Consider the following 25088-nt stretch of genomic DNA (forward strand, 5'->3'; position numbering starts at 1 on the left):
AAAAATTGATCATCAGAAGAGGCGATATCTATTATGCGGACTTAAGCCCTGTAGTCGGTTCAGAGCAGGGAGGAATACGTCCGGTACTTATTATACAGAATAACGTAGGGAATCGTCATAGCCCGACGGTTATATGTGCGGCAATCACGTCAAAAATGAATAAAGCAAAACTTCCTACGCACATTGAACTTAGTACAAAGGACTATCAGATCGTAAAAAATTCTGTCATTTTATTAGAGCAGATACGTACGATCGATAAACAACGATTGAAAGAATTTGTCTGCCACATTGATAGTGGGAAGATGAAAAAGGTAGAGGAAGCGATCAGAGTCAGTCTGGAGCTTCCTACATAGAGTGCTTTACAGAAAGAGAAAAGAGTGCTAAAATTGTAAGGCATGAGTAAGGTTTTGCTGCTGCTTTCTGCAGTTTGCATACAGTACCGGATATGACAGGTCCGGCAGCAATATACGAAGATAGAAGAGGAGATTAAGAAAAGAGATGTCAGGACATTCTAAATTTGCAAATATTAAACATAAGAAGGAAAAAAATGATGCTGCAAAAGGAAAGATCTTTACAAAAATCGGAAGGGAACTTGCGGTTGCGGTAAAAGAAGGCGGAGGCCCAGATCCGGCAAATAACAGCCGCCTGCGCGATGTGATCGCGAAGGCGAAGTCAAACAATATGCCAAATGATACGATTGAACGAAATATAAAAAAAGCAGCCGGAGAGGGTTCGGCAGACAATTATGAACATATTACATATGAAGGGTACGGTCCCAGTGGAACAGCGATCATTGTAAAAACGCTGACAGATAATAAAAACCGGACAGCATCTAATGTAAGAAATGCATTTACAAAAGGAAATGGAAATGTTGGTACTCCGGGATGCGTCTCCTTTATGTTTGATGAAAAAGGGCAGATTTTTGTGGCAAAAGAAGATTGTGAAATGGATGCTGACGAATTGATGATGTTGGCTTTAGATGCGGGCGCAGAAGATTTTGCAGAGGAAGATGAAAGCTTTGAAATCTTGACGGCGCCAGAAGACTTTAGTGAGGTTCGTTTGAAGTTAGAAGAAGCTGGGGTCATAATGGCAGACGCGGAAGTAACAATGATCCCGCAGACTTATGTAGAACTTACAGGCGAGGAGGATATAAAAAATATCCAGAAAACATTGGATCTGTTGGAAGAAGATGACGATGTCCAGGATGTATACCACAACTGGAGCGAATAGAAGGAGGAAGTATGATTCAGGATACTCTCAGAGAAGATATGATCGAATTATATAAAAAGACATTTGATTATAAATTCCAGAAAAAAACATATGAGTCAGATATCAATGAACTAAAGGATACATATGCCCATGTCCTTAGAGCTGCAGCTGCGGCGTGTGAAGGTACAGATGAGGAACTAGCAGAGGCGGCATCCTTTGTGCCAGAATACGTGGCCGGAGAACTTGCTGCTATTACAAGCAAAAGAAAAAGAGAAGTAGCTGCTCTGGATTACAATATGAATATGGTTTCCTATTTTGTTCCTCTGATGGGCGAAGCGCCTTCTTTAAGGGCGAAAGAGATGACACAGAAAATGGTAGAGATCTGGAATGAAAAAATGCCGGAGTTTAAAATCGGGCATTCTACTGTTGCAGGTATACAGGGCGGATTTAAAAAAGGGATTTTTTGTTATATTACAACAGCCGTATGCCAAAGCCTGGGCAAGGCTGATGATTGTTATGAATTGACAACGCTTAGAGAATACAGAGATACCTATCTGCTCGGTACTCCAGAGGGAAAAACGCTGGTAAATGAATATTATGATATCGCCCCGACCATTGTAAAAAGGATTGATAAAGAGCAAACGGCAAAAGAGATTTACAGCAATATTTGGAAAAATTATATAAACCCATGCATTCACTTGATCGAATGTGATAAAAAAGAGGAATGCAAAGAACTTTATACTGATATGGTCAGAACACTAGAAACAAAATATCTGTATTCTTAAGAAAATGTGTAGTGTATAAGGAGAACAAATGAGCAAATATAAAATAGAAACAAAATGTATACAATCTGGTTATGAACCTGGAAACGGAGAACCCAGAGTTCTTCCAATCTATCAGAGTACGACTTTTCGTTATACAAGCAGTGAACAGATGGGACGACTTTTTGATCTGGAAGAAGCCGGATATTTCTATACAAGACTTCAAAATCCTACAAATGATGCAGTTGCTGCCAAAATCTGCGACTTAGAAGGCGGAGCGGCAGCGATGCTGACTTCTTCCGGACAGGCTGCAAATTTCTATGCGATCATGAATATAGTGGAAGCCGGAGACCATATTGTCTGTGCGTCTGCTCTTTATGGAGGCACATATAATCTTTATGCCCATACGATCCGTAAAATGGGGGTAGAAGCAACTTTTGTGGATCCTGACTGCACAGAGGAAGAATTAAATGCTGCTTTTCAGGAAAATACAAAAGCTGTATTTGGTGAAACGATTGCTAATCCTGCTCTGGTCGTTTTGGATATAGAGAAATTTGCAAAGGCAGCTCATAGTCATGGAGTTCCCTTTATTGTAGATAATACATTTGCAACGCCTATTAACTGCCGTCCAATTGAATGGGGCGCAGATATTGTGACACATTCTACGACGAAATATATGGACGGGCATGCTTCCTGCGTGGGCGGAGCTATCGTAGATAGCGGGAATTTTGACTGGGAGGCACATAAAGATAAGTTTCCGGGACTTACTACGCCGGATGAGACATATCATGGGATTGTCTATACACAGAAATTTGGCAAAGGAGCATATATTACGAAAGCGACAGCTCAGTTGATGCGGGATCTGGGGTCTATCCAGGCACCGCAGAATGCATTCCTTTTAAATATCGGACTGGAGACACTGCATTTGAGAGTACCACGTCACTGTGAAAATGCGCTGAAAGCGGCAAAATATCTTCAGGCACATGAAAAAGTGGCTTGGGTTTCCTATCCATCTCTTTCAGGTGACAAATATTATGATCTGGCACAAAAATATATGCCGGAAGGTACATGCGGCGTTCTTACTTTCGGACTAAAAGGCGGAAGAGAAGCGGCGGTCCAAATGATGGATAAATTAAAGATGATCGCGATCGTAACACATGTGGCAGACGCGAGAAGCTGTGTGCTCCATCCGGCGAGCCATACACATCGCCAGATGAATGAGCAGGAATTAAGAGATGCAGGTGTTCAGCCGGATCTGATCCGTTTTAGTGTGGGAATCGAGAATATTGATGATATCATTGCAGATTTAGCACAAGCATTGGAATAATTTAAAATGGTATGGATGTATACAATTTGCATCCATACCATTTTTCTATATAATAGCAGAATAAAATCTGTCCGGAAGCCAGATACTAAAGAAAACGCAAAAGGAAAAATCAGAGGAAATGGCAGGAGGAAACCGTATATGAAAAATAACCGGATGGATACAAAAAAGACAGAAGACACAAGAGAAGAAGAGAAAAAAGAAAATGAAGCCATAAAAGAAATGGGCGCATTGAAATTTACAGAGAGCAGAAGTGAACATAAAATCCAGCTATTAACGATCATTGGAGAAATAGAGGGACATGAGGCGGTGTCCGGCAATACAAAAGCAACGAAGTATGAACATCTTCTCCCAAGGCTGGCACAGGCAGAAGAAGATGAGACAGATGGCATTTTAATCCTGCTCAATACGCTGGGGGGAGATGTGGAGGCCGGACTGGCGATCGCAGAGATGATTGCTTCTTTAAGTAAACCGACAGTATCCTTAGTGTTAGGGGGAAGTCATTCAATCGGAGGGCCGCTTGCGGTATCAGCGGATTACTCTTTTATCGTACCGACCGGTACGATGATCGTTCATCCGGTACGCTCTACGGGAATGTTCATCGGAGTAATACAAAGTTATCGCAATATGGAGCGTACTCAGGAGCGTATTACTCAATTTATTGCAGAACATTCCCACATTTCACAGGAGAGACTATTAGAATTGATGTTGGACTCTACACAGCTTGTCAAAGATGTGGGGACGATGTTGGAGGGAAAAGAAGCAGTCGAAGAAGGGATGATAGACGAAGTGGGAGGAATAAGCCAGGCCTTTGCAAAGCTTCATGAACTGATAGATGAAAGACAGGAGCAAAGCAGGAAAGAAGATTGTAAAAAATAAATAATGACACCGTTTTTAAATAATGTTATACTTGATATAGTATGTTTATTTACCAAAGGGGGAGTTATATGTCTGCAAAATCTACAAAAAGAAAAAAAAGCACAAAACGCAGACCAAACAAAGCAAAGGAAAATACAGCTTTAAAAGAAGAAATTTGGATCCTGCTCTCTCTGGCAGTTTGTATTCTTATGGTGATCAGTAATTTCGGCATTGGAGGAATGGTCGGGGAGGCTGCTTCTTCCGTTATGTTCGGATTGTTTGGATATATGGCGTATGTCCTGCCATTTCTCTTATTTGCCGGTATTGCTTTTGGTGTGCTGAACAAAGGCAATACGCGGGCTTACATAAAAATTACGGCAGGAGTTTTGCTTTTTATTCTTATTACAGTATTTTTAGAACTGGTTATCAATAAATATCAGGCCGGCACAGCTTTGCTCGACTATTATCATCAAGCAGGACTTCACAAAAATGCCGGCGGACTTGTAGGCGGCGCGGTGCTGAATCTTCTCTGTCCGCTGATCGGTGTGGCAGGTACATATGTTGTAACGATCGTTCTTGCTGTCATCTGTGTGATCTTAATCACGGAAAAATCTCTTCTGGCACCACTTGGCAGCCACGGGAAAAAAGCGTATGAAGGTGCAAAAAGAAAACATGAACAGACACAGATCTTACGCCAAGAGAAACGGCAGGCTAGAAATGAGACAAAGCAGGAAAAGCGCAGCGATAGAAAGGTTTCCGGCGTATCTTTTGCGACTACCTTGACAGAGCAGCTTCCTTCAGAGATGGCAGAGGAAAAGACTGCGAAAGGAAAAGGAAGAAAGAAGAGAAAGTCACCGGAGCTAAAAGAACTTTCTGCAGATACAGCAGGAGAAGAAATAGGAGAAATTGCAGAAGAGCCTAAAAATAATGCGGCATTTATGGACGCATTTGTCATTACACGTGCTGAACAGCCGGAAGCGCCAGAAGAGGCTGTGTCAGACAATACGGCAGGCGGAGGTACTTATGAAGAACTAGATGAACTTCCGAAAAAGCCGAGACAGAAGAAAATACAACAAAGTCCGGAAGAAGCAGCAGAGCAGGTACAGAATGTAGCCCGTGCGATTCAGACACAGGAGGCAGAACATGCAAAAAAATATGAGATTCCTCCGTTGTCATTATTAAAAAAAGGAAAAAAGGGAAACGGAGATTCTGATGCGCATTTGCGCGCTACGGCAATGAAGCTAGAGCAGACATTTCAAAATTTCGGTGTCAGAGTACACGTAACCAATGCAAGTTGCGGTCCTTCTGTTACAAGATATGAACTGCAGCCGGAACAAGGAGTAAAAGTAAGTAAGATCGTTGGGCTTGCGGACGATATCAAATTAAATCTTGCTGTAGCAGATCTGCGTATTGAGGCCCCGATCCCCGGAAAGGCCGCTGTTGGGATCGAGGTTCCCAACAATGAGAATACAGCAGTCATGTTAAGAGATCTTTTGGAATCTGACGAGTTTAAGACAAGTAAGTCGGGGCTTTCTTTTGCAGTAGGAAAAGATATCGCAGGAAAAGTCGTTGTGGCAGATATTGCGAAGATGCCGCATTTACTTGTGGCAGGAGCAACGGGATCTGGAAAATCGGTATGTATCAACACGCTGATCATGAGCATTATTTATAAATCCAGTCCGGAAGATGTGAAATTGATCATGGTCGATCCGAAAGTTGTAGAGTTAAGCGTGTATAATGGAATCCCTCATCTTTTGATTCCTGTCGTGACCGATCCCAAAAAGGCGGCGGGAGCTTTGAACTGGGCAGTTGCGGAGATGATGAAGCGGTATCAGCTTTTCGCAGAGTACAATGTCCGAGATTTAAAAGGTTTTAATGAAAAAGTAGGACAAATGAAAGAAGAGGAGAGTCCCAAACCAATGCCGCAGATTGTTATTATTGTAGATGAGCTTGCGGATCTGATGATGGTAGCGCCTGGGAAAGTGGAAAGCGCGATCTGCCGGTTGGCGCAGCTTGCAAGAGCGGCAGGACTCCATTTGATCCTTGCGACGCAGCGGCCTTCTGTGAACGTCATCACTGGGCTGATCAAAGCAAATATGCCGTCTAGGATTGCGTTCTCTGTTTCTTCCGGCGTGGATTCCAGAACGATCATAGATATGAACGGTGCAGAAAAACTTTTGGGCAAAGGAGATATGCTCTTTTATCCTGTAGGATATCCGAAGCCGGTACGTGTGCAAGGTTCTTTTGTATCAGATAAAGAGGTACAAAAAGTAGTGGATCATCTCATCGAACAAAACGGAAATGCTTGTTACAGTGATGAAATAGAAGAACATGTAAGCCTAAATGCCGCGGGAACAGGTGATGGACTGCCTGGAACAGGGCAGGATAATGAAAATGACAGAGATGCTTATTTTACGGAAGCCGGTCGCCTGATCGTAGATAAAGAAAAGGCTTCTATCGGTATGCTGCAGCGGATGTTTAAGATTGGGTTTAACAGAGCTGCCCGTATCATGGATCAGCTTTGTGAGGCTGGAGTGGTCGGACCGGAAGAAGGAACAAAACCCAGAAAAGTCTTAATGTCCAAGGAAGAATTTGAACAGTTTATAGAAGAAAATATATAAATAAGTCACAAAGAAAGATAGGAGGACGACACAAATGAAAACAGATATCCAGATCGCACAGGAGGCAGAACTAAAGCCCATTAAAGAAGTAGCACAGCAAATTGGTATCGAAGAAGATGAACTAGAATTTTACGGAAAACATAAAGCTAAATTATCAGAAGAACTCTGGGACAAAATCAAAGAAAATCCTGATGGAAAACTTATACTTGTAACTGCGATCAATCCAACTCCCGCTGGCGAGGGAAAGACAACTACCACCGTAGGACTTGGACAGGCGATGGCAAAGTTAGGAAAGAAAGCACTGATCGCACTGCGGGAGCCTTCACTTGGTCCATGTTTTGGTATTAAAGGAGGCGCTGCAGGGGGCGGTTATGCACAGGTCGTACCTATGGAAGATCTTAATCTCCATTTCACAGGTGATTTTCATGCGATCACATCGGCAAATAATCTGTTGGCTGCAATGCTGGACAATCATATACAGCAGGGAAACGCACTGAAGATCGACCCAAGACAAGTTGTCTGGAAACGCTGTCTGGACATGAATGATCGTGTATTGCGGAATATCGTCGTTGGGCTTGGCAATAAAATGGACGGTATGGTAAGAGAAGATCATTTTGTGATCACCGTTGCTTCCGAGATCATGGCAATCCTGTGTCTGGCAGAGGATCTGCAAGATTTAAAAGAGCGTCTGGGAAGGATCATTGTGGCATATACTTTCGACGGGGTCCCTGTTACAGCTGATGATCTGCAGGCGACCGGGGCAATGACGGCTCTGTTAAAAGATGCGATCAAACCGAATCTCATCCAGACGCTGGAACATACGCCAGCTCTTGTACATGGGGGACCGTTTGCAAATATTGCACATGGATGCAATAGTGTGCGGGCAACGAGAATGGCTATGAAGCTAAGCGATATTACAATCACGGAGGCTGGTTTCGGCGCAGATCTGGGCGCAGAAAAATTTATGGATATCAAATGCCGTATGGCCGGGCTGCATCCAGACGCTGTTGTTTTAGTTGCAACTGTTCGGGCGCTCAAGTATAATGGGGGTGTAAAAAAAGAGAATCTGGCTGAAGAGAATTTGGAAGCGTTGGAAAAAGGAATTTCAAATCTGGAAAAGCATATTGAAAATATACAAAAATATGGAGTTCCAGTAATTGTTACACTAAATTCTTTTATTACAGATACAGAGGCGGAAAATGCGTATATACGCAAATTCTGTGAGCAGAGAGGATGTCAGTTTGCGCTTTCAGAAGTGTGGGAAAAAGGCGGAGAAGGCGGTATTGCACTGGCTGAAAAAGTGTTGGATACATTGGAAAATAAAGAAAGTGATTTTCATACCCTCTATCCGGATGACATGTCTCTGGAAAAGAAAATCGAAACGATAGCAAAGGAAATTTACGGAGCAAATGAGGTTATTTATGAACCGGCAGCTAAGAGGCAGTTAGACAAAATCACTGCCATGGGATTTGGAAATTTTCCTGTCTGTATGGCAAAGAATCAATATTCTTTGTCGGATGACGCAAAGAAACTTGGACGTCCTGAAAACTTTGCTATTCATATCCGGGAAGTGTATGTCAGTGCAGGAGCCGGTTTTGTCGTTGCCCTGACAGGAGCGATCATGACGATGCCGGGATTGCCGAAAGTACCGGCTGCAAATGGGATCGATGTTTCTGAGGATGGAAAAATAACAGGATTATTTTAAGAGGAGAGATACATGGCAGTACGAATTGACGGAAAGAGAATTTCTAAAGAGATAAAAGAAGAATTAAAAGAGGAAGTAAAACAGTTTAAAGAAAAAGGAAAACATATATGCCTTGCGGTTATACAGGTAGGAGAGGATCCGGCTTCTACCGTATACGTCAATAATAAGAAAAAGGCATGTGCATATATCGGGATCGAATCACAGTCTTATGAATTGTCAGAAAGTACAACAGAGGAAGAACTCGTCGATCTTGTAAAAAGTCTGAATAACTCATCAAATGTAAATGGAATACTTGTACAGCTGCCGCTTCCTAAACATATAAATGAAGACCGGATCATCCGAACGATTTCGCCGGAAAAAGATGTCGACGGTTTCCATCCGACAAGTGTGGGAAGGCTGTGGATCGGAGAAAAAGGATTTTTGTCCTGTACACCGGCGGGAATCATACAGCTTTTAAAACGATCTGATATTTCTATCGAAGGAAAAGAATGTGTCATTGTCGGGAGAAGCAATATTGTCGGCAAACCAATGGCCGCATTGCTTTTAAGAGAAAATGGCACAGTGACAGTAGCCCATTCCCGTACCAAAAATCTGAAAGAGATCACAAAAAGAGCGGATATTTTGATCGTGGCGATAGGAAAAAGACAGTTTATCACATCCGAATATGTGAAAGACGGTGCAGTCGTGATTGATGTCGGTATGCACAGAGATGAGGAAGGTCATCTCTGTGGAGATGTGGATTTTGCCGATGTAGAACCAAAAGTATCCGCGATCACACCGGTTCCGGGGGGAGTAGGACCGATGACGATCGCAATGTTGATGAATAACTGTGTAGAGACAGTGCGCAGGTAGGGGGAAATACTATGAGATGCAGGCATTGTGGAGCCGTATTTTCGGATGAGGAACTGATTTGTCCTAAATGCGGTATGCAAGTCCAGATCGTGCCAGATTATAATCCCTTGGAAGACGTTCTTACACAGCAAGTGAAAGGCTCTGTGGAAGACGCAACACGTCCGATAGGAACAAGTGATCTGCGCAGAATACAAAGAGAAGATACAACAGAATATGGAAATTCTACGCGTGTCCTAAGTCAGGGAGAATTAGACAGAATCAGGGGGAGCAGAAGGACACAGTATCAGACTCGACAAGAACAAGGCGTACAAAGAAAAACGACTGGAAACATGCGAGGAAGCAAAAATACCGGAAGAGTGCAAGGGACATCCAATATCCGTACGAATGCGTCGAATACAGGGAAATTGTCTAAAAGTCCCGAGGCGAGGCGAAGACAGCAGATGACTCGAAAAAAACAGGCGGCAAAAAAGAGGCGGCAAAGATTGCTTATCGTACTTTTGGGGATTTTGCTTCTGTTAGGCATAGCTGGTTTTGTACTTTATCGCAATTCCTATGTAGGCATTGTAAAACAAGGATATAAGGCACTTCAGACCAGTGAATATAGTTCTGCAGAACAGCTGTTCCGCCGTGCGATCGGCAGAAGCTCTGGAAAAGCAGAAGCATATATCGGATTGTCCAAGGTATATATACAGCAGGAAGATTTAGACGCAGCGGAGGAAGTATTTTTGTCTGCGTTGGAAACCCAGCCTTCTAACGCAGAAATCTATAAAGCAGCCATCCAGTTTTATAAGGATACCGATCAGCTGGGGAAAATATCCGAATTGCTGGAAGGATGTGAAGACCAAAAGGTGTTGTCCAAAGTAAAGGCATATGTTTCACCTGCGCCGGAGTTTACTCCAGAAGAAGGAAATTATGACGAAGTGCAGCAAGTAACTATTAAAGCGGAAGGCAGTACCATTTATTATACGACAGACGGCAGCGAGCCGACCACTTCCAGTACACAGTATGCAGAGCCGATTCTATTGGAAGAAGGGGAAACACAGATACAGGCACTGGCGGTGAATAAAAAGGGGATTCCAAGTGTTGTTGTCTCTAAGACATACACGGTACAGATTCCGATTGCAAACGCCCCCTCTGTCAATCCGTCTACAGGAACGTATAGTGAAGCTGCACAAATAACAGTCCATGTACCGGAAGGCTATACTGCCTATTACACGCTGGACGGCAGCGAACCTACCACAGCATCTTTGCAGTATGCAGGACCCGTCGATATGCCTGCGGTTGCAGTAGGAGAATGGACCACGTTTAAGGCGGTTTTGGTAAATAATAATAATGGAAAAATGACCCAGGTCACGACAAAAAGGTATAGTCTCAATTTAGAATAGAGAATAACAAAAATTCTCTAGAACAAATTATAGGAAAAGGCTTGCATAACCAGAACAGCAGTGTTATAATAGTTTTGTTAAAAAAATAACATAAGCAAAAGGAGATGCAGATCATGAGCAGATTTTGTTTACCAAGAGACATCTACCACGGAAAAGGATGTCTGGAAGAACTCAAAAATTTAAAAGGAAAAAAAGCGATCTTAGTAGTAGGCGGCGGATCTATGAAACGCCAGGGATTTCTCGACAGAGCTGTAAATTACTTGAAAGAAGCCGGAATGGAAGTCCAGGTATTTGAAGGTGTTGAGCCAGATCCATCTGTGGAGACAGTTATGAAAGGCGCTGAAGCAATGCGTGCTTTTGAACCAGACTGGATCGTTTCTATGGGAGGCGGATCACCGATCGATGCAGCAAAAGCAATGTGGGCATTCTATGAATATCCGGATGTAACATTTGAACAGCTTTGCGTACCATTTGGTTTCCCAGAATTAAGACAGAAAGCAAAATTTGCGGCGATTCCTTCTACATCAGGAACAGCAACAGAAGTAACAGCATTTTCTGTTATTACAAACTACCAGACAGGAGTGAAATATCCTCTGGCAGACTTCAATATTACACCAGATGTAGCGATCGTTGATCCGGATCTTGTATCAGGACTTCCTGTAAAACAGGTTGCGTATACAGGTATGGATGCACTTACACATGCAATTGAGGCTTATGTTTCTACATTGAATGGACCATTTACAGATCCTCTTGCACTGCAGGCAATCGAGATGGTTCTGGATTATCTTCCTGCTTCTTACAATTGTGATATGGTTGCAAGAGAGCAGATGCACTATGCACAGTGTTTGGCAGGAATGGCATTCTCTAATGCACTTTTAGGTATCGTACATTCTATGGCACATAAGACAGGAGCTGCATTCTCAACAGGACATATTCCACATGGATGCGCAAATGCGATTTACCTTCCTTATGTTATTAAATATAATGCAAAAGATCCAGTGGCTGCAAAACGTTATGCTGAGATCGCACGCAGAATGGGTCTTGCTGGAACATCAGAAAAAGCTCTGATAAACAGTCTTGTAGAGAAAATTGATGATTTCAATGTAAAATTGAATATTCCAAAAACTCTGAAAGATTTTGGAATCAATGAAGAAGAATTCAAAGAAAAAATTGCTAACATTGCAGAGCTGGCAGTAGGAGATGCCTGTACAGGTTCTAATCCACGTGCAATCGATCCTGCAACAATGGAAAAACTGTTTACATGTACATATTACGGAACAGAAGTTGACTTCTAATAAGAGGAAGAATACATGCAGGGACAGGCGCAAAGAAATTGTGCCTGTCCCTATTGTGTATACGGACAGGAAAGAATACTTGCCTTTCCGCTGTAAATAGCGTATTATAGGGAAAGGGTGATTTTTACAAGGAGGAAAAACATGTATAAGATATTAAAAGCTGAAAAACTGGCTGATAAGATCTTTCTGATGGATGTACATGCACCGCGTGTTGCTAGTCACTGTCAGCCTGGCCAGTTTGTGATTGTAAAGATGGATGAAAAAGGAGAACGTATTCCGCTTACGATTTGTGATTATGACAGAGAAGCCGGCACAATTACGATTGTTGTGCAGGAGGTTGGAGCGTCTACAACGAAGATGGGTGAATTAAAAGCAGGGGATAGTTTCCGCGATTTTACAGGTCCATTGGGATGCGCTTCAGAATTTGTTCATGAAGATATGGAGACATTGAAAAAGAAGAAAATGCTGTTTGTCGCAGGCGGTGTAGGAGCAGCTCCTGTATATCCGCAGGTAAAATGGCTCCATGAACATGGGATTGATGCAGATGTGATCGTCGGAGCCAAGACAAAAGATATGCTGATCTTAGAAGATGAGATGAAAGACGTTGCAGGGGAGTATTATCCATGTACAGATGACGGCTCCTATGGACATGCAGGCATGGTCACGACTATGGTAGAAGAATTGGTAAACGAAGGAAAACAATACGATGTCTGTGTTGCTATCGGTCCGATGATCATGATGAAATTCGTATGTTTATTGACGAAGAAATTAGAAATCCCTACTATTGTCAGTATGAATCCGATCATGGTCGATGGAACGGGCATGTGCGGCGCTTGTCGTCTTCAGGTAGGCGATGAAATTAAATTTGCCTGTGTAGACGGTCCTGAATTTGACGGACACTTGGTAGACTTTGATCAAGCGATGAAGAGAAGTCAGATGTATAAAACAAAAGAAGGACGCGCAATGCTGAAACTTCAGGAAGGTGATACCCATCACGGCGGATGCGGACATTGTGGAGGTGACGACTAATGGGAAATGTAATGAAGAAGGTACCTGTAAGAGAGCAGGATCCGAAAAAACGAGCAGCTAATTTCGAGGAAGTATGCCTTGGTTATAATCAGGAAGAGGCTATGGAAGAAGCTGCCAGATGTTTAAATTGTAAGAATGCAAAGTGTGTACAAGGATGTCCGGTTTCAATTGATATTCCCGGGTTTATCCATGAAGTCAAAGAGGGAAACATTGAAGAAGCCTACAAAGTCATCGGGAAATCTTCAGCACTGCCGGCAATCTGCGGACGAGTATGTCCTCAAGAATCACAGTGTGAAGGGAAATGTATCCGCGGCATTAAGGGCGAACCTGTCTCGATCGGTAAACTGGAGAGATTTGTCGCTGACTATGCTTTGGAACATGATATAAAACCTGTAGGGGCAGACAAGAAGAATGGGCATAAAGTAGCCGTTATCGGTTCAGGTCCTTCCGGACTGACATGCGCAGGCGATTTGGCAAAACTGGGGTATGATGTGACAGTATTTGAAGCTCTTCATGAGTTAGGAGGAGTTCTTGTATACGGCATTCCGGAATTCCGTCTTCCTAAACAAAAAGTCGTAGCAAAAGAAATAGAGAAAGTAAAAGAACTAGGCGTCAAATTTGAAACGAATGTAGTCATAGGAAAATCTACTACGGTCGATCAGTTGATGGAGGAAGAAGGTTTTGAAGCCGTATTTATTGGTTCTGGCGCAGGTCTTCCAATGTTTATGGGAATTCCTGGAGAAAATGCAAATGAAGTATTTTCTGCAAATGAGTATTTAACAAGAAGCAACTTGATGAAAGCATTCGATGATTCTTATGATACACCGATCGCAGCAGGCAAAAAGGTCGCTGTTGTCGGAGGCGGCAATGTGGCAATGGATGCCGCAAGAACTGCATTAAGACTTGGCGCGGAAGTACATGTTGTCTATAGAAGAAGTGAGGCAGAACTGCCGGCACGAGTAGAAGAAGTTCATCATGCTAAAGAGGAAGGCGTTATCTTTGATCTTCTTACTAATCCGAAAAAGATCAATGTAGACGACAACGGAAACATTACAAGCATGACAGTTGTTAAAATGGAATTAGGCGAGCCTGATGCTTCAGGAAGAAGACGTCCAGTTGAGATTCCAGGCTCCGAGTACGATATTGAAGTAGATACTGTGATCATGTCTCTTGGAACATCTCCTAATCCATTGATCTCGTCCACTACAAAAGGATTGGATATAAATCGTAGAAAATGTATCGTTGCAGACGAAGAAAACGGACAGACATCAAAAGAAGGTGTTTTTGCAGGCGGCGATGCTGTGACAGGAGCTGCGACCGTTATCTTGGCAATGGGAGCGGGAAAGGCCGGCGCAAAAGGGATTGATGAATATTTAAAAAATAAAGATAAATAAAAATATTCTGAAGTATGAGAAATGTAACTCCGCATGAATCTGTATCCGGATATACCGGATGCGGAGGAAGGCGGAGTATTTTCTATTACAAAATACAAAAAAAGAAAGTGAAGATCATGCGTCTGTATAAAAGAGAAATTAAAGAGATAGAAGAAAAGAAGAAAGTAATAGAACAATGCAAGGTCGTACGTATTGGATCCATGGATGAAAAAGGACTTTTTATCGTACCGATGAATTTTGGCTATGTACTTTCTATGCAGGACGGAAGTCTAAAACTGTATGTGCACAGCGCATGTGAAGGCAGAAAAGCAGAGGCGTTCAAAAAAAACAAAGAGATTGCCTTCGAGATGGACTGTGCGCATGAGCTGATCCGAGGAGAGTGTGCGTGCAAATATTCCTATGCCTATCGTAGTATTATGGGCACTGGAGTTATACACAAAGTTGAGGAAGAACAGGAAAAGATACTGGGATTAAAGCTGTTGTTGGAGCATTTGCAAGTAAATTTAGAAACTCCTTTCCAGTCGGATATGTTGAAAAGGACAACAGTATATCGTATAGATGCAACACAGTATACAGGAAAGAAAAAAGAGTCGAAATAAGCAGATCTTTACTATGTATCAGATAGGAGAAAAACATGCAGATAACCCTTCTTTCAGTAGGAAAGATAAAAGAAAAATATTTAAAAGATGCGATTGCGGAATATACGAAACGATTATCCAAGTACTGTAAACTGACGATCATCGAAGTAGCAGATGAAAAAACGCCGGATACAGCCAGTACAGCCGCAGAAGAAGGCATACGTGGAAAAGAAGGACAACGCCTATTAAAATATATCAAGGACGATATGTATGTGATCACATTAGAAATCAAGGGGAACATGCTGACCTCGGAGGAACTGGCAGAAAAGATCGAGCATTTATGCATACAGGGGAAAAGCAATATTGCCTTTGTGATAGGCGGCTCTATCGGACTTAGCAAAGAAGTACTAAAACGAGCGGATTTTGCGCTTAGTTTTTCTAAAATGACCTTTCCTCATCAACTTATGCGGGTAGTTCTGTTGGAACAAATCTACAGGAGCTTTCGGATCATAAACAGAGAACCCTATCATAAGTAAAAAATTGTGGACAGTTGCTTTTCTTTTTGACGGAAATTTTGATATACAACAAGAAAAAAGTAAGCTATAATCGGGGTAAACCAATGTTATAAGAAAAGGGGAACAAAAGAGGTACACATGCAGAAATCATACATTGCCTTTGATATAGAAACAACCGGATTAAATCCGCAGGAACATGAGATCATTGAGATAGGAGCCCTAAAAGTACGTCAAGGAAAAGTGACGCAGCGATTCATGGAATTTATCAAACCAGAATACGCTATTCCGGCTCAGATTACCGAACTTACGGGAATCAGTGATAAGATGGTGGAGGCTGCCAGAAGCTGTCGGGAAGTGCTTGCTGACTTTGTAGACTTCTGTCAGGAGGACATTCTGATCGGTCATAATGTACAGTTTGATTTCAGTTTTGTCTGGAATCACGCACAAAAAAATGGCTATACTTTTGAACACAAAGGGATAGATACTTTAAAAATTGCCAAATCCGCTCATCCATCCTTACCTTCGAAAAAATTAGGTGCCTTATGTGAACATTATCAGATACAGAATCCGGCGGCACATCGTGCTTATTATGATGCTCTTGCAACCGCAAAACTCTATCAGACACTGGCACATTATTATGAAGAAAGTATGCCGTCTGTATTCATCCCTGAACCACTAAAGAGTCCTGCCGCGATCAGCTTGCCGGCTACAGCAAAGCAAGTCTCTTTTTTAAAACGTCTCATAAAGCAAAAAGGACTGCCAGTAGAATTTGATGTAGAAAAAATAACAAAGTCAGAAGCCTCAAAGTTGATTGAAAAAATATTGTCGGGAAGTATAAAATAAAAAAGAAAATAAAAAGATATAGGAGGGTATGGAGTTGAGTGAGCAGGAAAGACAGACAGAAGAAATTTTATCCTATTACAGTACACAAAAAGATAGAGCAGAACAATCTGTCATTGTCCAGATGCTGCAGGAGTTGAAGGAGGTAAACGCTGTTTTGACAGAAGAATTGAAAAGCAGAGCAGCGCAGGCAACAGGCGTTTCTTTGTCCTTCATCGATCTGCTGATACGTACGTATCCGAGCCTGAAAAAGTCCGCATGTGCCCACGAGATCACGGTCTGTTCAGGTGAGCGCTGCGGCAGAAAAAAGGGTGCGGAGCTGATCGCGCAGATACGTAAAGAACTGCAGATAGGAAAAAATAATATTTCTTGTGATGGGAAATATTATCTAAAGGTACAGAATTGTTTAAAGCAATGTAGAACTTCTCCGAATTTTATGATAGACAAAAAGATATATAAAAATGTCAGGCCAGAGGATATACATTCTATATTCAGTCAGTACGGCAAAAAATAAGAAACTTAAAAAGCGTATATGAGAAAGTACTAATGGTACGGCCGCCGCACATATACTATCTATAAAAGGCGTATGTGTGGCATTTTTATGGGAAGAGAACAAGAACATGAACACATTCGAGAAAAACTGATATCTGCTGCAGGCATGCCCAAAGATGTTGTACTGGGCGCTTCAGTGATCACGGTTTTGGGAACGAGCGAGGTATGTATTGAAAACTATCGGGGTATCCTTGAATATACAGAAAATCTGATACGGGTACAGACAAAAGAAAGACGGATAAAACTGTCAGGCAAGCATCTGCAGATAGCATATTATACAAATGACGAGATGAAGATCACAGGGCGGATCCAGACGATCGAATTTGGAGACAGGAGGGAAACGTTGTGATCCGAACATTGCTGCGATATTTCAAAGGGTATGTAAAAATACGTGTGAAAGGATATTCTCCAGAAAGATTTCTGAATATGTGCAGACATCATCAAATTTATATATGGGGACTTACTCCTTCAGGTGATGCGTATGAAATGTATATCAGTCTGCAAGACTTTCGACATTTAAAGCCGGTTCTAAAAAAGACGCATACAAAAGTTAATGTGTCGGGAAGATATGGCTTTCCTTTTTTTATGCATAGATACAGAAGGCGTAAAGTATTTTTTATAGGTTTTTTTGTTTGTGTGGTCCTTCTGTATGCATACTCTGGCTTTATCTGGGATATTCATTTTGAAGGCAATGAAAGATGGACGGATGAAACACTGATAGAATTTCTTGCTGCAAGAAATGTATATCCATTTATGCGAAAAAGTGAAACCGACTGCGCGCAGATTGCGAAAGAAATACGCAGAGAATATAAGGATATTGTATGGGTATCTGCCTCTATAGACGGTACGCGCCTGCATATTCAGATAAAAGAAAATGAAGATCATCTGCCGGAAGCAGAGATGAAAACCGAACAGAAGACGCCGAAAGATCTGATCGCGACAGAGGATGGCGTCATAACAAAAATAGTGACACGTTCTGGCGTACCACAAGTGCATATAGGAGATACGGTGTCAAAGGGCGATATTCTTGTATCTGGGAGGGTTGATGTCCTAAACGATAATGGAGAGGTGACTGACTATCAGTACCAGGTAGCAGATGCAGACATATATGCAGATACTACTTTGGAATATACAGATAGTCTGCCGCTTATATATTTGGAGAAAATGTATGATAAAAAACACAGATCACAGTATTATCTCCAATTTGGTAGTTGGCGTTTATCTGTAGGAACGATTCAAAATGCATATGAAAATGCAGAAATTTCTACGGAGGAACATCAAATTAAAGTGGGTGAAAATTTTTATCTGCCTGTCATTTTTGGAAGAAAAGAGGCAAAATCATATGCTTATCAACAAAAAAACTATACAGAAAAAGAGCTGCAGGCAGAACTTAGTGAAAATTTTCGCTTGTTTTGTATGGAATTAGAGGAAAAAGGTATTCAAATAAAGGAAAATAGTGTTAAAATACACATAGACCAAAATACTGCTGCAGCCTCCGGAACGGTTTATTTAAATCAGCGTATTACGGAAGAAGCAGATACCGAGATATTAACAATTGAAAGGGTTGAACAAGATGAGTCTGGCAGAGTTGATAATGGAGATACCGGCTGAACATGAAAAGAATGTGTTTGGTCAGTTTGATGTATATGCAAAAAAATTAGAGAGAGCCTTCCATACTACTTTGATCGTGCGTGACGGAAAAACAAAGATTATAGGGGAACATACGCAGGCGGAAAAGGTAAAACGCATTCTTGACCAGCTTTATGAACTTTCCAGGCGGGGCAATACGATTACAGAACAAAATGTTGATTATGCAATCTCTCTTGTATATGAAGATCAGGAGGAAGGTATTGTAGAAATTGATAAGGAATTGATTTGTCACACATTGCAGGGAAAGCCGATCAAACCTAAAACACTGGGACAGAAACGGTATGTAGATGCGATCCGAGAGGGGATGATCACATTCGGTTTAGGACCGGCCGGAACCGGAAAGACATATTTGGCAATGGCAATGGCGATCACAGCGTTTAAAAGCAGTGAAGTGAGCAGGATCATCCTGACACGGCCGGCAATCGAAGCAGGAGAAAAGCTCGGCTTTCTTCCAGGAGATCTGCAGAGTAAGATTGATCCATATTTAAGACCTCTGTATGATGCGCTGTATCAGATCATGGGAGCAGAGAGCTTTATAAAAAATTCTGAAAAAGGATTGATCGAAGTAGCGCCACTGGCTTATATGAGAGGACGGACGCTGGATAACGCATTTATCATATTGGATGAGGCACAGAATACTACTCCTGCACAGATGAAAATGTTCCTGACACGGATAGGGTTCGGTTCCAAAGTGGTCATTACGGGAGATTCCACGCAGAAAGACCTTCCAGCCGGAACTGTGTCTGGACTGGATGTAGCAGTCAAAGTAGTAAAAAATATTGAGGACATTACAGTATGCACTCTGACGAGCAAGGACGTAGTGCGTCATCCTCTCGTACAGAAAATCGTAAAAGCATATGAAGAATACGAGAATAAAAATAGTAAGCCAAAACCTGCGAAAAGGAGAAGACCATGAGTTTGTATTTGGAAGAAGAAGGAGAAATCATATTGCCCGTCGACACGGAAGAAATTGCGCGGTGTGTTGTCTGTGCCGTGCTGGAGGATGTAAACTGCCCATATGAGGCAGAGGTCAATCTGTTGCTTACAACAGACGAGGAAATACGAAATTTAAATCATGACTTTCGGCAGATCGACAAACCGACGGATGTACTTTCTTTTCCTATGCTGGAATTTTCCTGTCCGGGAGATTTTTCTGATATTTCAGAAGAACAACCGGAGCTGTTCGATCCGGATTCTGGCGAACTTATCCTAGGGGATATTGTTATATCAAAAGAAAAAGTACTCTTGCAGGCAGAAGCATATGGACATTCCATCAAGAGAGAATATGCTTTTTTGATCGCGCACAGTATGCTGCACTTATGCGGATATGATCATATAGAGGAAGAAGATCGTTTTGTTATGGAACACAAGCAGCATGAAATTATGGATAAAATCGCGATCTTACGATAGATGATGGAGGAACATTATGCCGGATATGCAAAAGAACAGACCCCCTAAAAAAGATGACTTTTTGGTTCAAGGCGCAATTTTAGCTATTGCCGCCGTCATTACAAAGATCATAGGGGTCGTATACAGAATCCCCCTTACAAATATACTGGGAAATGAAGGAAATGGATTTTACGGATATGCTTATGAGATCTATGCTATGGTGCTAATGCTGTCATCTTTTAGTCTTCCGATCGCAGTATCTAAGTTGGTATCTGCAAGGATGGCTAGGAGACAGCGGAGAAATGCGTTCCGTGTCTTTTTGTGTGCGCTTGTTTTTTCACTTATTGTAGGTTTTATTTCCGCCCTGGCTATTTTTTTAGGAGCCGATGCCATTTCTACAAATATGATGAAATCGCCTTTAAGTGCGTATGCATTGAAAGTCCTTGCTCCCGGACTGTTGATCGTGTCTGTTTTGGGTGTTTTAAGAGGATATTTTCAGGGATTAGGGACAATGGTTCCTACAGCGCTCTCTCAAGTATTTGAGCAGATCATTAATGCAGTTGTCAGCATAGCCGGTGCAGCTGTTTTATTTAAGATAGGTATAAAAGCCGGAAAAGAAAAAGGCATTGAACTGCTCGGACCTGCGTACGGAGCAGCAGGAGGCACGATAGGAACGGTTGCCGGTGCGCTGATCGCTTTGCTGTTTCTTGTGTTTGTCTTTTGGATATACCGGCATGTCATCCGGCGTCAGATTCGCTCTGATCGCGCAAAAAGGCAGGAGTCATATGGACATATTTTGAAAATTCTTCTTATTACGATCGCGCCGGTTGTTTTCAGTACAGCGATTTACAATATCAACCAGATATTAGATCTGACGATTTTTAATTTTATTATGGACGCCCAAGGATTTGTAGAGAAGGAATATATGGCACTGCAGGGAATTTATACAGGAAAATATAATACTTTGATCAATGTTCCTCTAGCTATGGCAAATGGACTGGCGGCCTCAGTGATTCCCAGTCTTACAGTTGCTTTGGCAAGCAGAAAAAGAACTTTGATACATGAAAAGATCAGCCAGACGATGCGTTTTACTATGTTGATCGCAATTCCCTGCTTTGTCGGTTTTATCGTGTTAGCTTCCCCATTGATGGTTTTGCTTTATAATGATTCCAGTAAAACACCTGCTATACTGCTTGCGTCCGGTGCGGTTACCGTAATTTTGTATTCTTGGTCCACTGTAAGCAATTCTATTTTGCAAGGATTGGATAAAATGTCTGTACCAGCCAAAAACGCGGCAATCTCTCTACTATTTCACATTGTAGCGTTGCTGATCATGCTGGTCGTATTTAAAATGGGGATTTATGCCCTTGTAGGCAGCAACATTGTATTTGGCGTTTGCATGTGCATGCTGAATGAAAGAGCGATCCATAAAGCTTGTGGATATCATCAGGAGATTTTGTTTACATTTGTCAGGCCGCTGCTTGCAGCGGTCATAATGGGCGTTGTTACATATGCTGTGTATCTGTGTCTGGATCTTTTGATTGGCGGACGGTTTATTCCGACTTGTATCTCCGTTTTTATAGCTGTGATTGTATATGCGGCAGCGATTTTAAAATTAGGTGTGCTTACAGCAAAAGAAATCATCAGTTTTCCGCAAGGAAGAAAGATAGTAAGGCTGTGCAGAAAGTTTCATCTGTTTCCATCTGAATAAATTAAAGAAAAAAGCCAATACTGTATGTAAAAAAGGAGTCTTTTCCTTATGAAAACAAAGTTCTGTATTGGCTTTTTGTCGGCATTTCTGGTTCTGGCTGCACTGCTTGGGATTGGGTATCAGTTGAGTTATCGGTATACGCTGGATAAAAGAGAGGTAAAGTTAGAAGAAACAAAAGAAACAAAAAGTATATCCACAAAAGGAGATGCGGTGAAAAATGAAGGATATTATCTGTGTGAACTGCAGGGATTTGTTGTTGTATATTTAAGCGACTGTTCTACGATCTATGAGTTTACGGAGATTCGGCTGACAGATCTGCCTGAGGAAGTGCAGCAGGAAATCTGTGCCGGAAAACACATAGACACAGAAAAAGAATTATACGCATTTCTCGAAAATTATTCCAGTTAAGGTAGACCAATAGCTTAAAATAGTGTAAGATAGGAAAGGATTTTTGAAGCTGCTCTACAGCAGAAAGGAAAAATATGGACGAACAAAAGATAAAAAGGATCAACGATTTATACAAAAAAGCAAAAGCAGAAGGACTAAGCCCTGCTGAGGCTGAAGAACAGAAACTTCTTCGTATGGAATATATTGCCGCCATACGTAGAAATTTAAAAGCACAGCTCGATCACATAGATGTAGAAGAAAAAGATGGAAAAGTGATCAATCTAGGTGAAAAATTTGGAAATAAAGAAGCAAATTAGGAATACTTTTTCCGAGAGTAGAAATTCTTATCCATCCGTTTCAAGAAAAAAGGCGGAGAAAGCTATAGAGTCATATGTATATTCCTGTCCAGACTTTTTAAAGGCTGAAGAACTTTACTGCTATGTCTCTTTTGGCACAGAAGTGTGTACCCACAGAATTATACAACATGCGTTAGAAAACGAAAAAAAGGTCGCTGTTCCCAAAGTAAGCGGACCCCATAAGATGGATTTTTATTATATTCGCAGTTTGGACATGTTAAAGCCGGGATTCAAAGGAATCTTAGAGCCGGAAGAAAAGGCACCTTTGGCAAACGGAGAAAAAGGACTGCTTTTTGTTCCGGGGCTTGCCTTTGATCCGCAGGGAAACCGATTGGGATATGGCGGGGGCTTTTATGACGCCTATATAAGTACACATCCTAAACTCGTCTGCTGTGGGCTGTTTTATTCTATACAGCAGGCTGAAAAACTCCCCGTAGAGGCACAGGATAAGCAACTTCAAATGATCATTACAGAGAAAGGATGTCTGCCATGTTGTCAGAATTGCCAAATGACCCTGTGATTCTTTTGAGTGTGATAAATACAAAACTGCGGGATTTCTATAAAAGTCTGGATGACTTATGTGAAGATATGCAGATCTCAAAAGAAGCACTTTCAGAAAAATTAAAAGAAATTGCATATGAATACGATGCTACAAGAAACCAGTTTATTTAATGATAGGGTGTTACATATATGGATATTTTAGATTTAACAGGGATTGACCTGTCAAAAGAAGCACCGGAATGTGAACCGGAAAGACAATTTTATTTTATCGCAAAAGCAAGAGAACTTCTGCACGAGAAAGAACGAGAAGCAGGACGCAAGCTTACGTTCTGCGTGACTACTTTTGGCTGTCAGATGAATGCAAGAGATTCTGAAAAGCTGACAGGCATACTTGAACAGATAGGATATGTGGAGGAAGAGAATGAGGAAAAAGCAGATTTCGTTGTCTTTAACACATGCACTGTGCGTGAAAATGCAAATCAGAGAGTCTATGGACGGCTCGGGCAACTTAAGAGGATCAAGAAAAAGAATCCCCATATGCTGATCGCCTTATGCGGCTGCATGATGCAGGAACCCGAAGTCGTAGAGAAATTAAAACAAAGCTACCGGTTTGTAGATCTGATTTTCGGAACCCATAATATTTTTAAGTTTGCCGAACTTACTGTTGTATGCTTAGAATCCGGACGTATGGTGATCGATATTTGGAAAGATACAGACAAAATCGTGGAGAATCTTCCAAGTGAACGGAAATTTCCATTTAAATCAGGCGTAAATATTATGTTCGGATGTAATAATTTCTGTAGTTATTGTATTGTCCCTTATGTAAGAGGGAGAGAAAGAAGCAGAACCCCGGAAGCGATCATAGCGGAAATAGAAAAGCTGGTGGCGGATGGAGTAGTAGAAGTCATGCTTTTAGGACAAAATGTCAATTCATATGGGAAGACTTTAGACACACCGATCACTTTCGCCCAATTATTAAAAAGGATTGAGCAGATCGAAGGTTTGCAGAGGATCCGCTTTATGACTTCTCATCCAAAAGACCTATCTGACGAATTGATCGAAGTGATGGCACATTCAAAAAAAATCTGCCGTCATCTGCATCTCCCAGTGCAGTCGGGAAGCAGCCGTATACTGCAAAAGATGAACCGACGGTATACAAAGGAGCAGTATCTTGCGCTTGTAGAAAAACTAAAGATTGCGATTCCGGATATTTCACTTACGACAGATATCATTGTAGGTTTTCCGGGGGAAACAGAAGAGGATTTTGCAGATACATTAGATATTGTCAGAAAGGTTCGTTTTGACAGTGCCTTTACATTTATCTATTCAAAGCGTACCGGGACACCCGCTGCCGTGATGAAGGAACAGGTTCCGGAAGAAACGGTCAAAAAACGTTTTGATCGGCTTCTGACAGAAGTGCAGGAGATCGCAAAGGAAGTGTGTTCTATACATAAAGGAACTGTACAGACGGTGCTGGTAGAGTCTGTTAATGAACAGGATCCTTCTCTGATGACCGGTCGTTTAAGTAATAATCTGCTTGTACATTTTCCGGCGTCATCTTCTGTCATCGGACAATTAAAAGAAGTAAAACTTACAGAATGCAAAGGATTTTATTATATTGGAGAACTGGTATAACAAGAACTTCCAACTATAATTTTAAAGAAAAACGTCCAAACTATGTATAGACTATACACATAGAGAGGACGTTTTTTGTGAAAAAAGTAAGCGAATATTTGTTTTTGTGGGCTCTTGGAGGGACACTTTATTATACATTTGAAATGTTGTTTCGCGGATTTTCACACTGGTCTATGTTTGTCCTTGGCGGTGTCTGCCTTGTATTCTGTGCACAGCAGGGAATGTGGACTGGATGGGAGCCGCCTCTTGTGCAGCAGGTATTTTGGTGTGCTGTGTTTGTAGGCGCATGTGAATTTATCACAGGGATTGTCGTGAATAAATGGCTGAGATGGCAGGTTTGGGATTATACAGACCAGCCTTTTCAGATCATGGGACAAATCTGCCTTCCTTTTCTGATTATTTTTTCGGCGCTATGCGTTTTTGGGATTTTATTGAGCGGCTACTTACTGCACTGGCTCTATGGAGAGAAAAAGCCTTGTTTTCATGTACTGTGAGGCGCAAATGATAGAAATTTTCAATCCCTTCATTGAACTGATTTTAT

The 25088-nt window shown here is 41.7% G+C and carries 27 protein-coding genes; all 27 read left to right on the top strand.

Features of this window, described 5'->3' with window-relative positions:
* Positions 1-5 precede the first annotated feature (5 nt).
* Entirely contained in the window at positions 6-353 is a 348-nt protein-coding gene (locus BN3282_RS11780) for a type II toxin-antitoxin system PemK/MazF family toxin (RefSeq protein WP_059070441.1), read from the top strand.
* 145 nt (positions 354-498) lie between these two features.
* Complete coding sequence (locus BN3282_RS11785) at positions 499-1230, top strand: YebC/PmpR family DNA-binding transcriptional regulator (RefSeq protein WP_059069418.1); 732 nt, start codon at positions 499-501, stop codon at positions 1228-1230.
* An 11-nt stretch (positions 1231-1241) separates the two neighbouring features.
* Positions 1242-1994, top strand: coding sequence for a CFI-box-CTERM domain-containing protein (locus BN3282_RS11790; RefSeq protein ID WP_059069420.1), 753 nt, complete (start codon positions 1242-1244; stop codon positions 1992-1994).
* Between the two features lie 28 nt (positions 1995-2022).
* Entirely contained in the window at positions 2023-3297 is a 1275-nt protein-coding gene (locus BN3282_RS11795; protein ID WP_059069422.1) for an O-acetylhomoserine aminocarboxypropyltransferase/cysteine synthase family protein, read from the top strand.
* 153 nt (positions 3298-3450) lie between these two features.
* On the top strand, positions 3451-4173 hold the full coding sequence (locus BN3282_RS11800) for a ClpP family protease (protein WP_059070443.1): 723 nt from the start codon (positions 3451-3453) through the stop codon (positions 4171-4173).
* A 68-nt stretch (positions 4174-4241) separates the two neighbouring features.
* Positions 4242-6773 (top strand): FtsK/SpoIIIE family DNA translocase, encoded by a 2532-nt coding sequence (locus tag BN3282_RS11805; RefSeq protein WP_059069424.1) that lies wholly within the window; start codon positions 4242-4244, stop codon positions 6771-6773.
* Between the two features lie 34 nt (positions 6774-6807).
* A complete protein-coding gene (locus BN3282_RS11810) occupies positions 6808-8478 on the top strand; it encodes a formate--tetrahydrofolate ligase (RefSeq protein ID WP_059069426.1) in 1671 nt (556 codons plus the stop codon).
* Between the two features lie 12 nt (positions 8479-8490).
* Positions 8491-9330 (top strand): bifunctional methylenetetrahydrofolate dehydrogenase/methenyltetrahydrofolate cyclohydrolase FolD, encoded by an 840-nt coding sequence (gene folD / locus BN3282_RS11815; protein ID WP_059069428.1) that lies wholly within the window; start codon positions 8491-8493, stop codon positions 9328-9330.
* An 11-nt stretch (positions 9331-9341) separates the two neighbouring features.
* Positions 9342-10715 (top strand): chitobiase/beta-hexosaminidase C-terminal domain-containing protein, encoded by a 1374-nt coding sequence (locus BN3282_RS11820; RefSeq protein ID WP_059069430.1) that lies wholly within the window; start codon positions 9342-9344, stop codon positions 10713-10715.
* Positions 10716-10828: 113 nt separating this feature from the next.
* Complete coding sequence (locus BN3282_RS11825; RefSeq protein WP_059069432.1) at positions 10829-12010, top strand: iron-containing alcohol dehydrogenase; 1182 nt, start codon at positions 10829-10831, stop codon at positions 12008-12010.
* Between the two features lie 141 nt (positions 12011-12151).
* Positions 12152-13039 (top strand): sulfide/dihydroorotate dehydrogenase-like FAD/NAD-binding protein, encoded by an 888-nt coding sequence (locus tag BN3282_RS11830; protein ID WP_059069434.1) that lies wholly within the window; start codon positions 12152-12154, stop codon positions 13037-13039.
* The gene (gene gltA, locus BN3282_RS11835; RefSeq protein ID WP_059069436.1) at positions 13039-14433 is read left to right on the top strand and encodes an NADPH-dependent glutamate synthase; all 1395 of its coding nucleotides are present in this window, start codon (positions 13039-13041) and stop codon (positions 14431-14433) included. The genes BN3282_RS11830 and gltA overlap by 1 nt, the downstream gene beginning before the upstream one ends.
* Positions 14434-14447: 14 nt before the next feature.
* Positions 14448-15032, top strand: coding sequence for a pyridoxamine 5'-phosphate oxidase family protein (locus BN3282_RS11840; RefSeq protein WP_242866633.1), 585 nt, complete (start codon positions 14448-14450; stop codon positions 15030-15032).
* 35 nt (positions 15033-15067) lie between these two features.
* Positions 15068-15547 carry a 23S rRNA (pseudouridine(1915)-N(3))-methyltransferase RlmH gene (gene rlmH, locus BN3282_RS11845; RefSeq protein WP_059069439.1) on the top strand — a complete coding sequence of 160 codons (480 nt, stop codon included), beginning with the start codon at positions 15068-15070 and terminating at the stop codon, positions 15545-15547.
* Between the two features lie 117 nt (positions 15548-15664).
* Complete coding sequence (locus BN3282_RS11850) at positions 15665-16369, top strand: 3'-5' exonuclease (RefSeq protein ID WP_059069441.1); 705 nt, start codon at positions 15665-15667, stop codon at positions 16367-16369.
* A 34-nt stretch (positions 16370-16403) separates the two neighbouring features.
* Complete coding sequence (locus tag BN3282_RS11855) at positions 16404-16880, top strand: NADH-quinone oxidoreductase subunit NuoE family protein (RefSeq protein WP_162858244.1); 477 nt, start codon at positions 16404-16406, stop codon at positions 16878-16880.
* Between the two features lie 72 nt (positions 16881-16952).
* The gene (locus BN3282_RS11860; protein ID WP_059069444.1) at positions 16953-17267 is read left to right on the top strand and encodes a YabP/YqfC family sporulation protein; all 315 of its coding nucleotides are present in this window, start codon (positions 16953-16955) and stop codon (positions 17265-17267) included.
* A complete protein-coding gene (locus BN3282_RS11865; RefSeq protein WP_118977230.1) occupies positions 17264-18529 on the top strand; it encodes a sporulation protein YqfD in 1266 nt (421 codons plus the stop codon). Before BN3282_RS11860 ends, BN3282_RS11865 begins: the two co-directional genes overlap by 4 nt.
* Complete coding sequence (locus BN3282_RS11870; protein WP_059069446.1) at positions 18492-19484, top strand: PhoH family protein; 993 nt, start codon at positions 18492-18494, stop codon at positions 19482-19484. The genes BN3282_RS11865 and BN3282_RS11870 overlap by 38 nt, the downstream gene beginning before the upstream one ends.
* Complete coding sequence (ybeY, locus tag BN3282_RS11875; protein ID WP_059069448.1) at positions 19481-19978, top strand: rRNA maturation RNase YbeY; 498 nt, start codon at positions 19481-19483, stop codon at positions 19976-19978. The genes BN3282_RS11870 and ybeY overlap by 4 nt, the downstream gene beginning before the upstream one ends.
* Positions 19979-19994: 16 nt before the next feature.
* Positions 19995-21668, top strand: coding sequence for a putative polysaccharide biosynthesis protein (locus tag BN3282_RS11880; RefSeq protein WP_059069450.1), 1674 nt, complete (start codon positions 19995-19997; stop codon positions 21666-21668).
* Positions 21669-21716: 48 nt separating this feature from the next.
* Positions 21717-22076, top strand: coding sequence for a hypothetical protein (locus BN3282_RS11885; protein ID WP_059069451.1), 360 nt, complete (start codon positions 21717-21719; stop codon positions 22074-22076).
* Positions 22077-22150: 74 nt separating this feature from the next.
* Positions 22151-22372, top strand: a complete 222-nt coding sequence (locus tag BN3282_RS11890; protein WP_059069454.1) for a DUF896 domain-containing protein — start codon at positions 22151-22153, stop codon at positions 22370-22372.
* Positions 22341-22931, top strand: coding sequence for a 5-formyltetrahydrofolate cyclo-ligase (locus BN3282_RS11895; protein ID WP_082667539.1), 591 nt, complete (start codon positions 22341-22343; stop codon positions 22929-22931). The genes BN3282_RS11890 and BN3282_RS11895 overlap by 32 nt, the downstream gene beginning before the upstream one ends.
* The gene (locus tag BN3282_RS11900; RefSeq protein ID WP_059069458.1) at positions 22901-23083 is read left to right on the top strand and encodes a DUF4250 domain-containing protein; all 183 of its coding nucleotides are present in this window, start codon (positions 22901-22903) and stop codon (positions 23081-23083) included. Before BN3282_RS11895 ends, BN3282_RS11900 begins: the two co-directional genes overlap by 31 nt.
* An 18-nt stretch (positions 23084-23101) precedes the next feature.
* Complete coding sequence (gene miaB / locus BN3282_RS11905) at positions 23102-24547, top strand: tRNA (N6-isopentenyl adenosine(37)-C2)-methylthiotransferase MiaB (protein WP_059069460.1); 1446 nt, start codon at positions 23102-23104, stop codon at positions 24545-24547.
* A 77-nt stretch (positions 24548-24624) separates the two neighbouring features.
* Positions 24625-25041 carry a putative ABC transporter permease gene (locus BN3282_RS11910; RefSeq protein WP_059069462.1) on the top strand — a complete coding sequence of 139 codons (417 nt, stop codon included), beginning with the start codon at positions 24625-24627 and terminating at the stop codon, positions 25039-25041.
* Positions 25042-25088: the final 47 nt, after the last annotated feature.

Source organism: Mediterraneibacter massiliensis, assembly GCF_001487105.1.
Classification (GTDB): Bacteria; Bacillota; Clostridia; order Lachnospirales; family Lachnospiraceae; genus Mediterraneibacter; species Mediterraneibacter massiliensis.

Bases quoted from the DNA above. Each gene is read 5' to 3' on its own strand.
- BN3282_RS11785 (WP_059069418.1), top strand. From the start codon at position 499: ATGTCAGGACATTCTAAATTTGCAAATATTAAACATAAGAAGGAAAAA.
- BN3282_RS11790 (WP_059069420.1), top strand. From the start codon at position 1,242: ATGATTCAGGATACTCTCAGAGAAGATATGATCGAATTATATAAAAAG.
- BN3282_RS11795 (WP_059069422.1), top strand. From the start codon at position 2,023: ATGAGCAAATATAAAATAGAAACAAAATGTATACAATCTGGTTATGAA.
- BN3282_RS11800 (WP_059070443.1), top strand. From the start codon at position 3,451: ATGGATACAAAAAAGACAGAAGACACAAGAGAAGAAGAGAAAAAAGAA.
- BN3282_RS11805 (WP_059069424.1), top strand. From the start codon at position 4,242: ATGTCTGCAAAATCTACAAAAAGAAAAAAAAGCACAAAACGCAGACCA.
- BN3282_RS11810 (WP_059069426.1), top strand. From the start codon at position 6,808: ATGAAAACAGATATCCAGATCGCACAGGAGGCAGAACTAAAGCCCATT.
- folD (WP_059069428.1), top strand. From the start codon at position 8,491: ATGGCAGTACGAATTGACGGAAAGAGAATTTCTAAAGAGATAAAAGAA.
- BN3282_RS11820 (WP_059069430.1), top strand. From the start codon at position 9,342: ATGAGATGCAGGCATTGTGGAGCCGTATTTTCGGATGAGGAACTGATT.
- BN3282_RS11825 (WP_059069432.1), top strand. From the start codon at position 10,829: ATGAGCAGATTTTGTTTACCAAGAGACATCTACCACGGAAAAGGATGT.
- BN3282_RS11830 (WP_059069434.1), top strand. From the start codon at position 12,152: ATGTATAAGATATTAAAAGCTGAAAAACTGGCTGATAAGATCTTTCTG.
- gltA (WP_059069436.1), top strand. From the start codon at position 13,039: ATGGGAAATGTAATGAAGAAGGTACCTGTAAGAGAGCAGGATCCGAAA.
- BN3282_RS11840 (WP_242866633.1), top strand. From the start codon at position 14,448: ATGAGAAATGTAACTCCGCATGAATCTGTATCCGGATATACCGGATGC.
- rlmH (WP_059069439.1), top strand. From the start codon at position 15,068: ATGCAGATAACCCTTCTTTCAGTAGGAAAGATAAAAGAAAAATATTTA.
- BN3282_RS11850 (WP_059069441.1), top strand. From the start codon at position 15,665: ATGCAGAAATCATACATTGCCTTTGATATAGAAACAACCGGATTAAAT.
- BN3282_RS11860 (WP_059069444.1), top strand. From the start codon at position 16,953: ATGTGTGGCATTTTTATGGGAAGAGAACAAGAACATGAACACATTCGA.
- BN3282_RS11870 (WP_059069446.1), top strand. From the start codon at position 18,492: ATGAGTCTGGCAGAGTTGATAATGGAGATACCGGCTGAACATGAAAAG.
- ybeY (WP_059069448.1), top strand. From the start codon at position 19,481: ATGAGTTTGTATTTGGAAGAAGAAGGAGAAATCATATTGCCCGTCGAC.
- BN3282_RS11880 (WP_059069450.1), top strand. From the start codon at position 19,995: ATGCCGGATATGCAAAAGAACAGACCCCCTAAAAAAGATGACTTTTTG.
- BN3282_RS11885 (WP_059069451.1), top strand. From the start codon at position 21,717: ATGAAAACAAAGTTCTGTATTGGCTTTTTGTCGGCATTTCTGGTTCTG.
- BN3282_RS11890 (WP_059069454.1), top strand. From the start codon at position 22,151: ATGGACGAACAAAAGATAAAAAGGATCAACGATTTATACAAAAAAGCA.
- BN3282_RS11900 (WP_059069458.1), top strand. From the start codon at position 22,901: ATGTTGTCAGAATTGCCAAATGACCCTGTGATTCTTTTGAGTGTGATA.
- miaB (WP_059069460.1), top strand. From the start codon at position 23,102: ATGGATATTTTAGATTTAACAGGGATTGACCTGTCAAAAGAAGCACCG.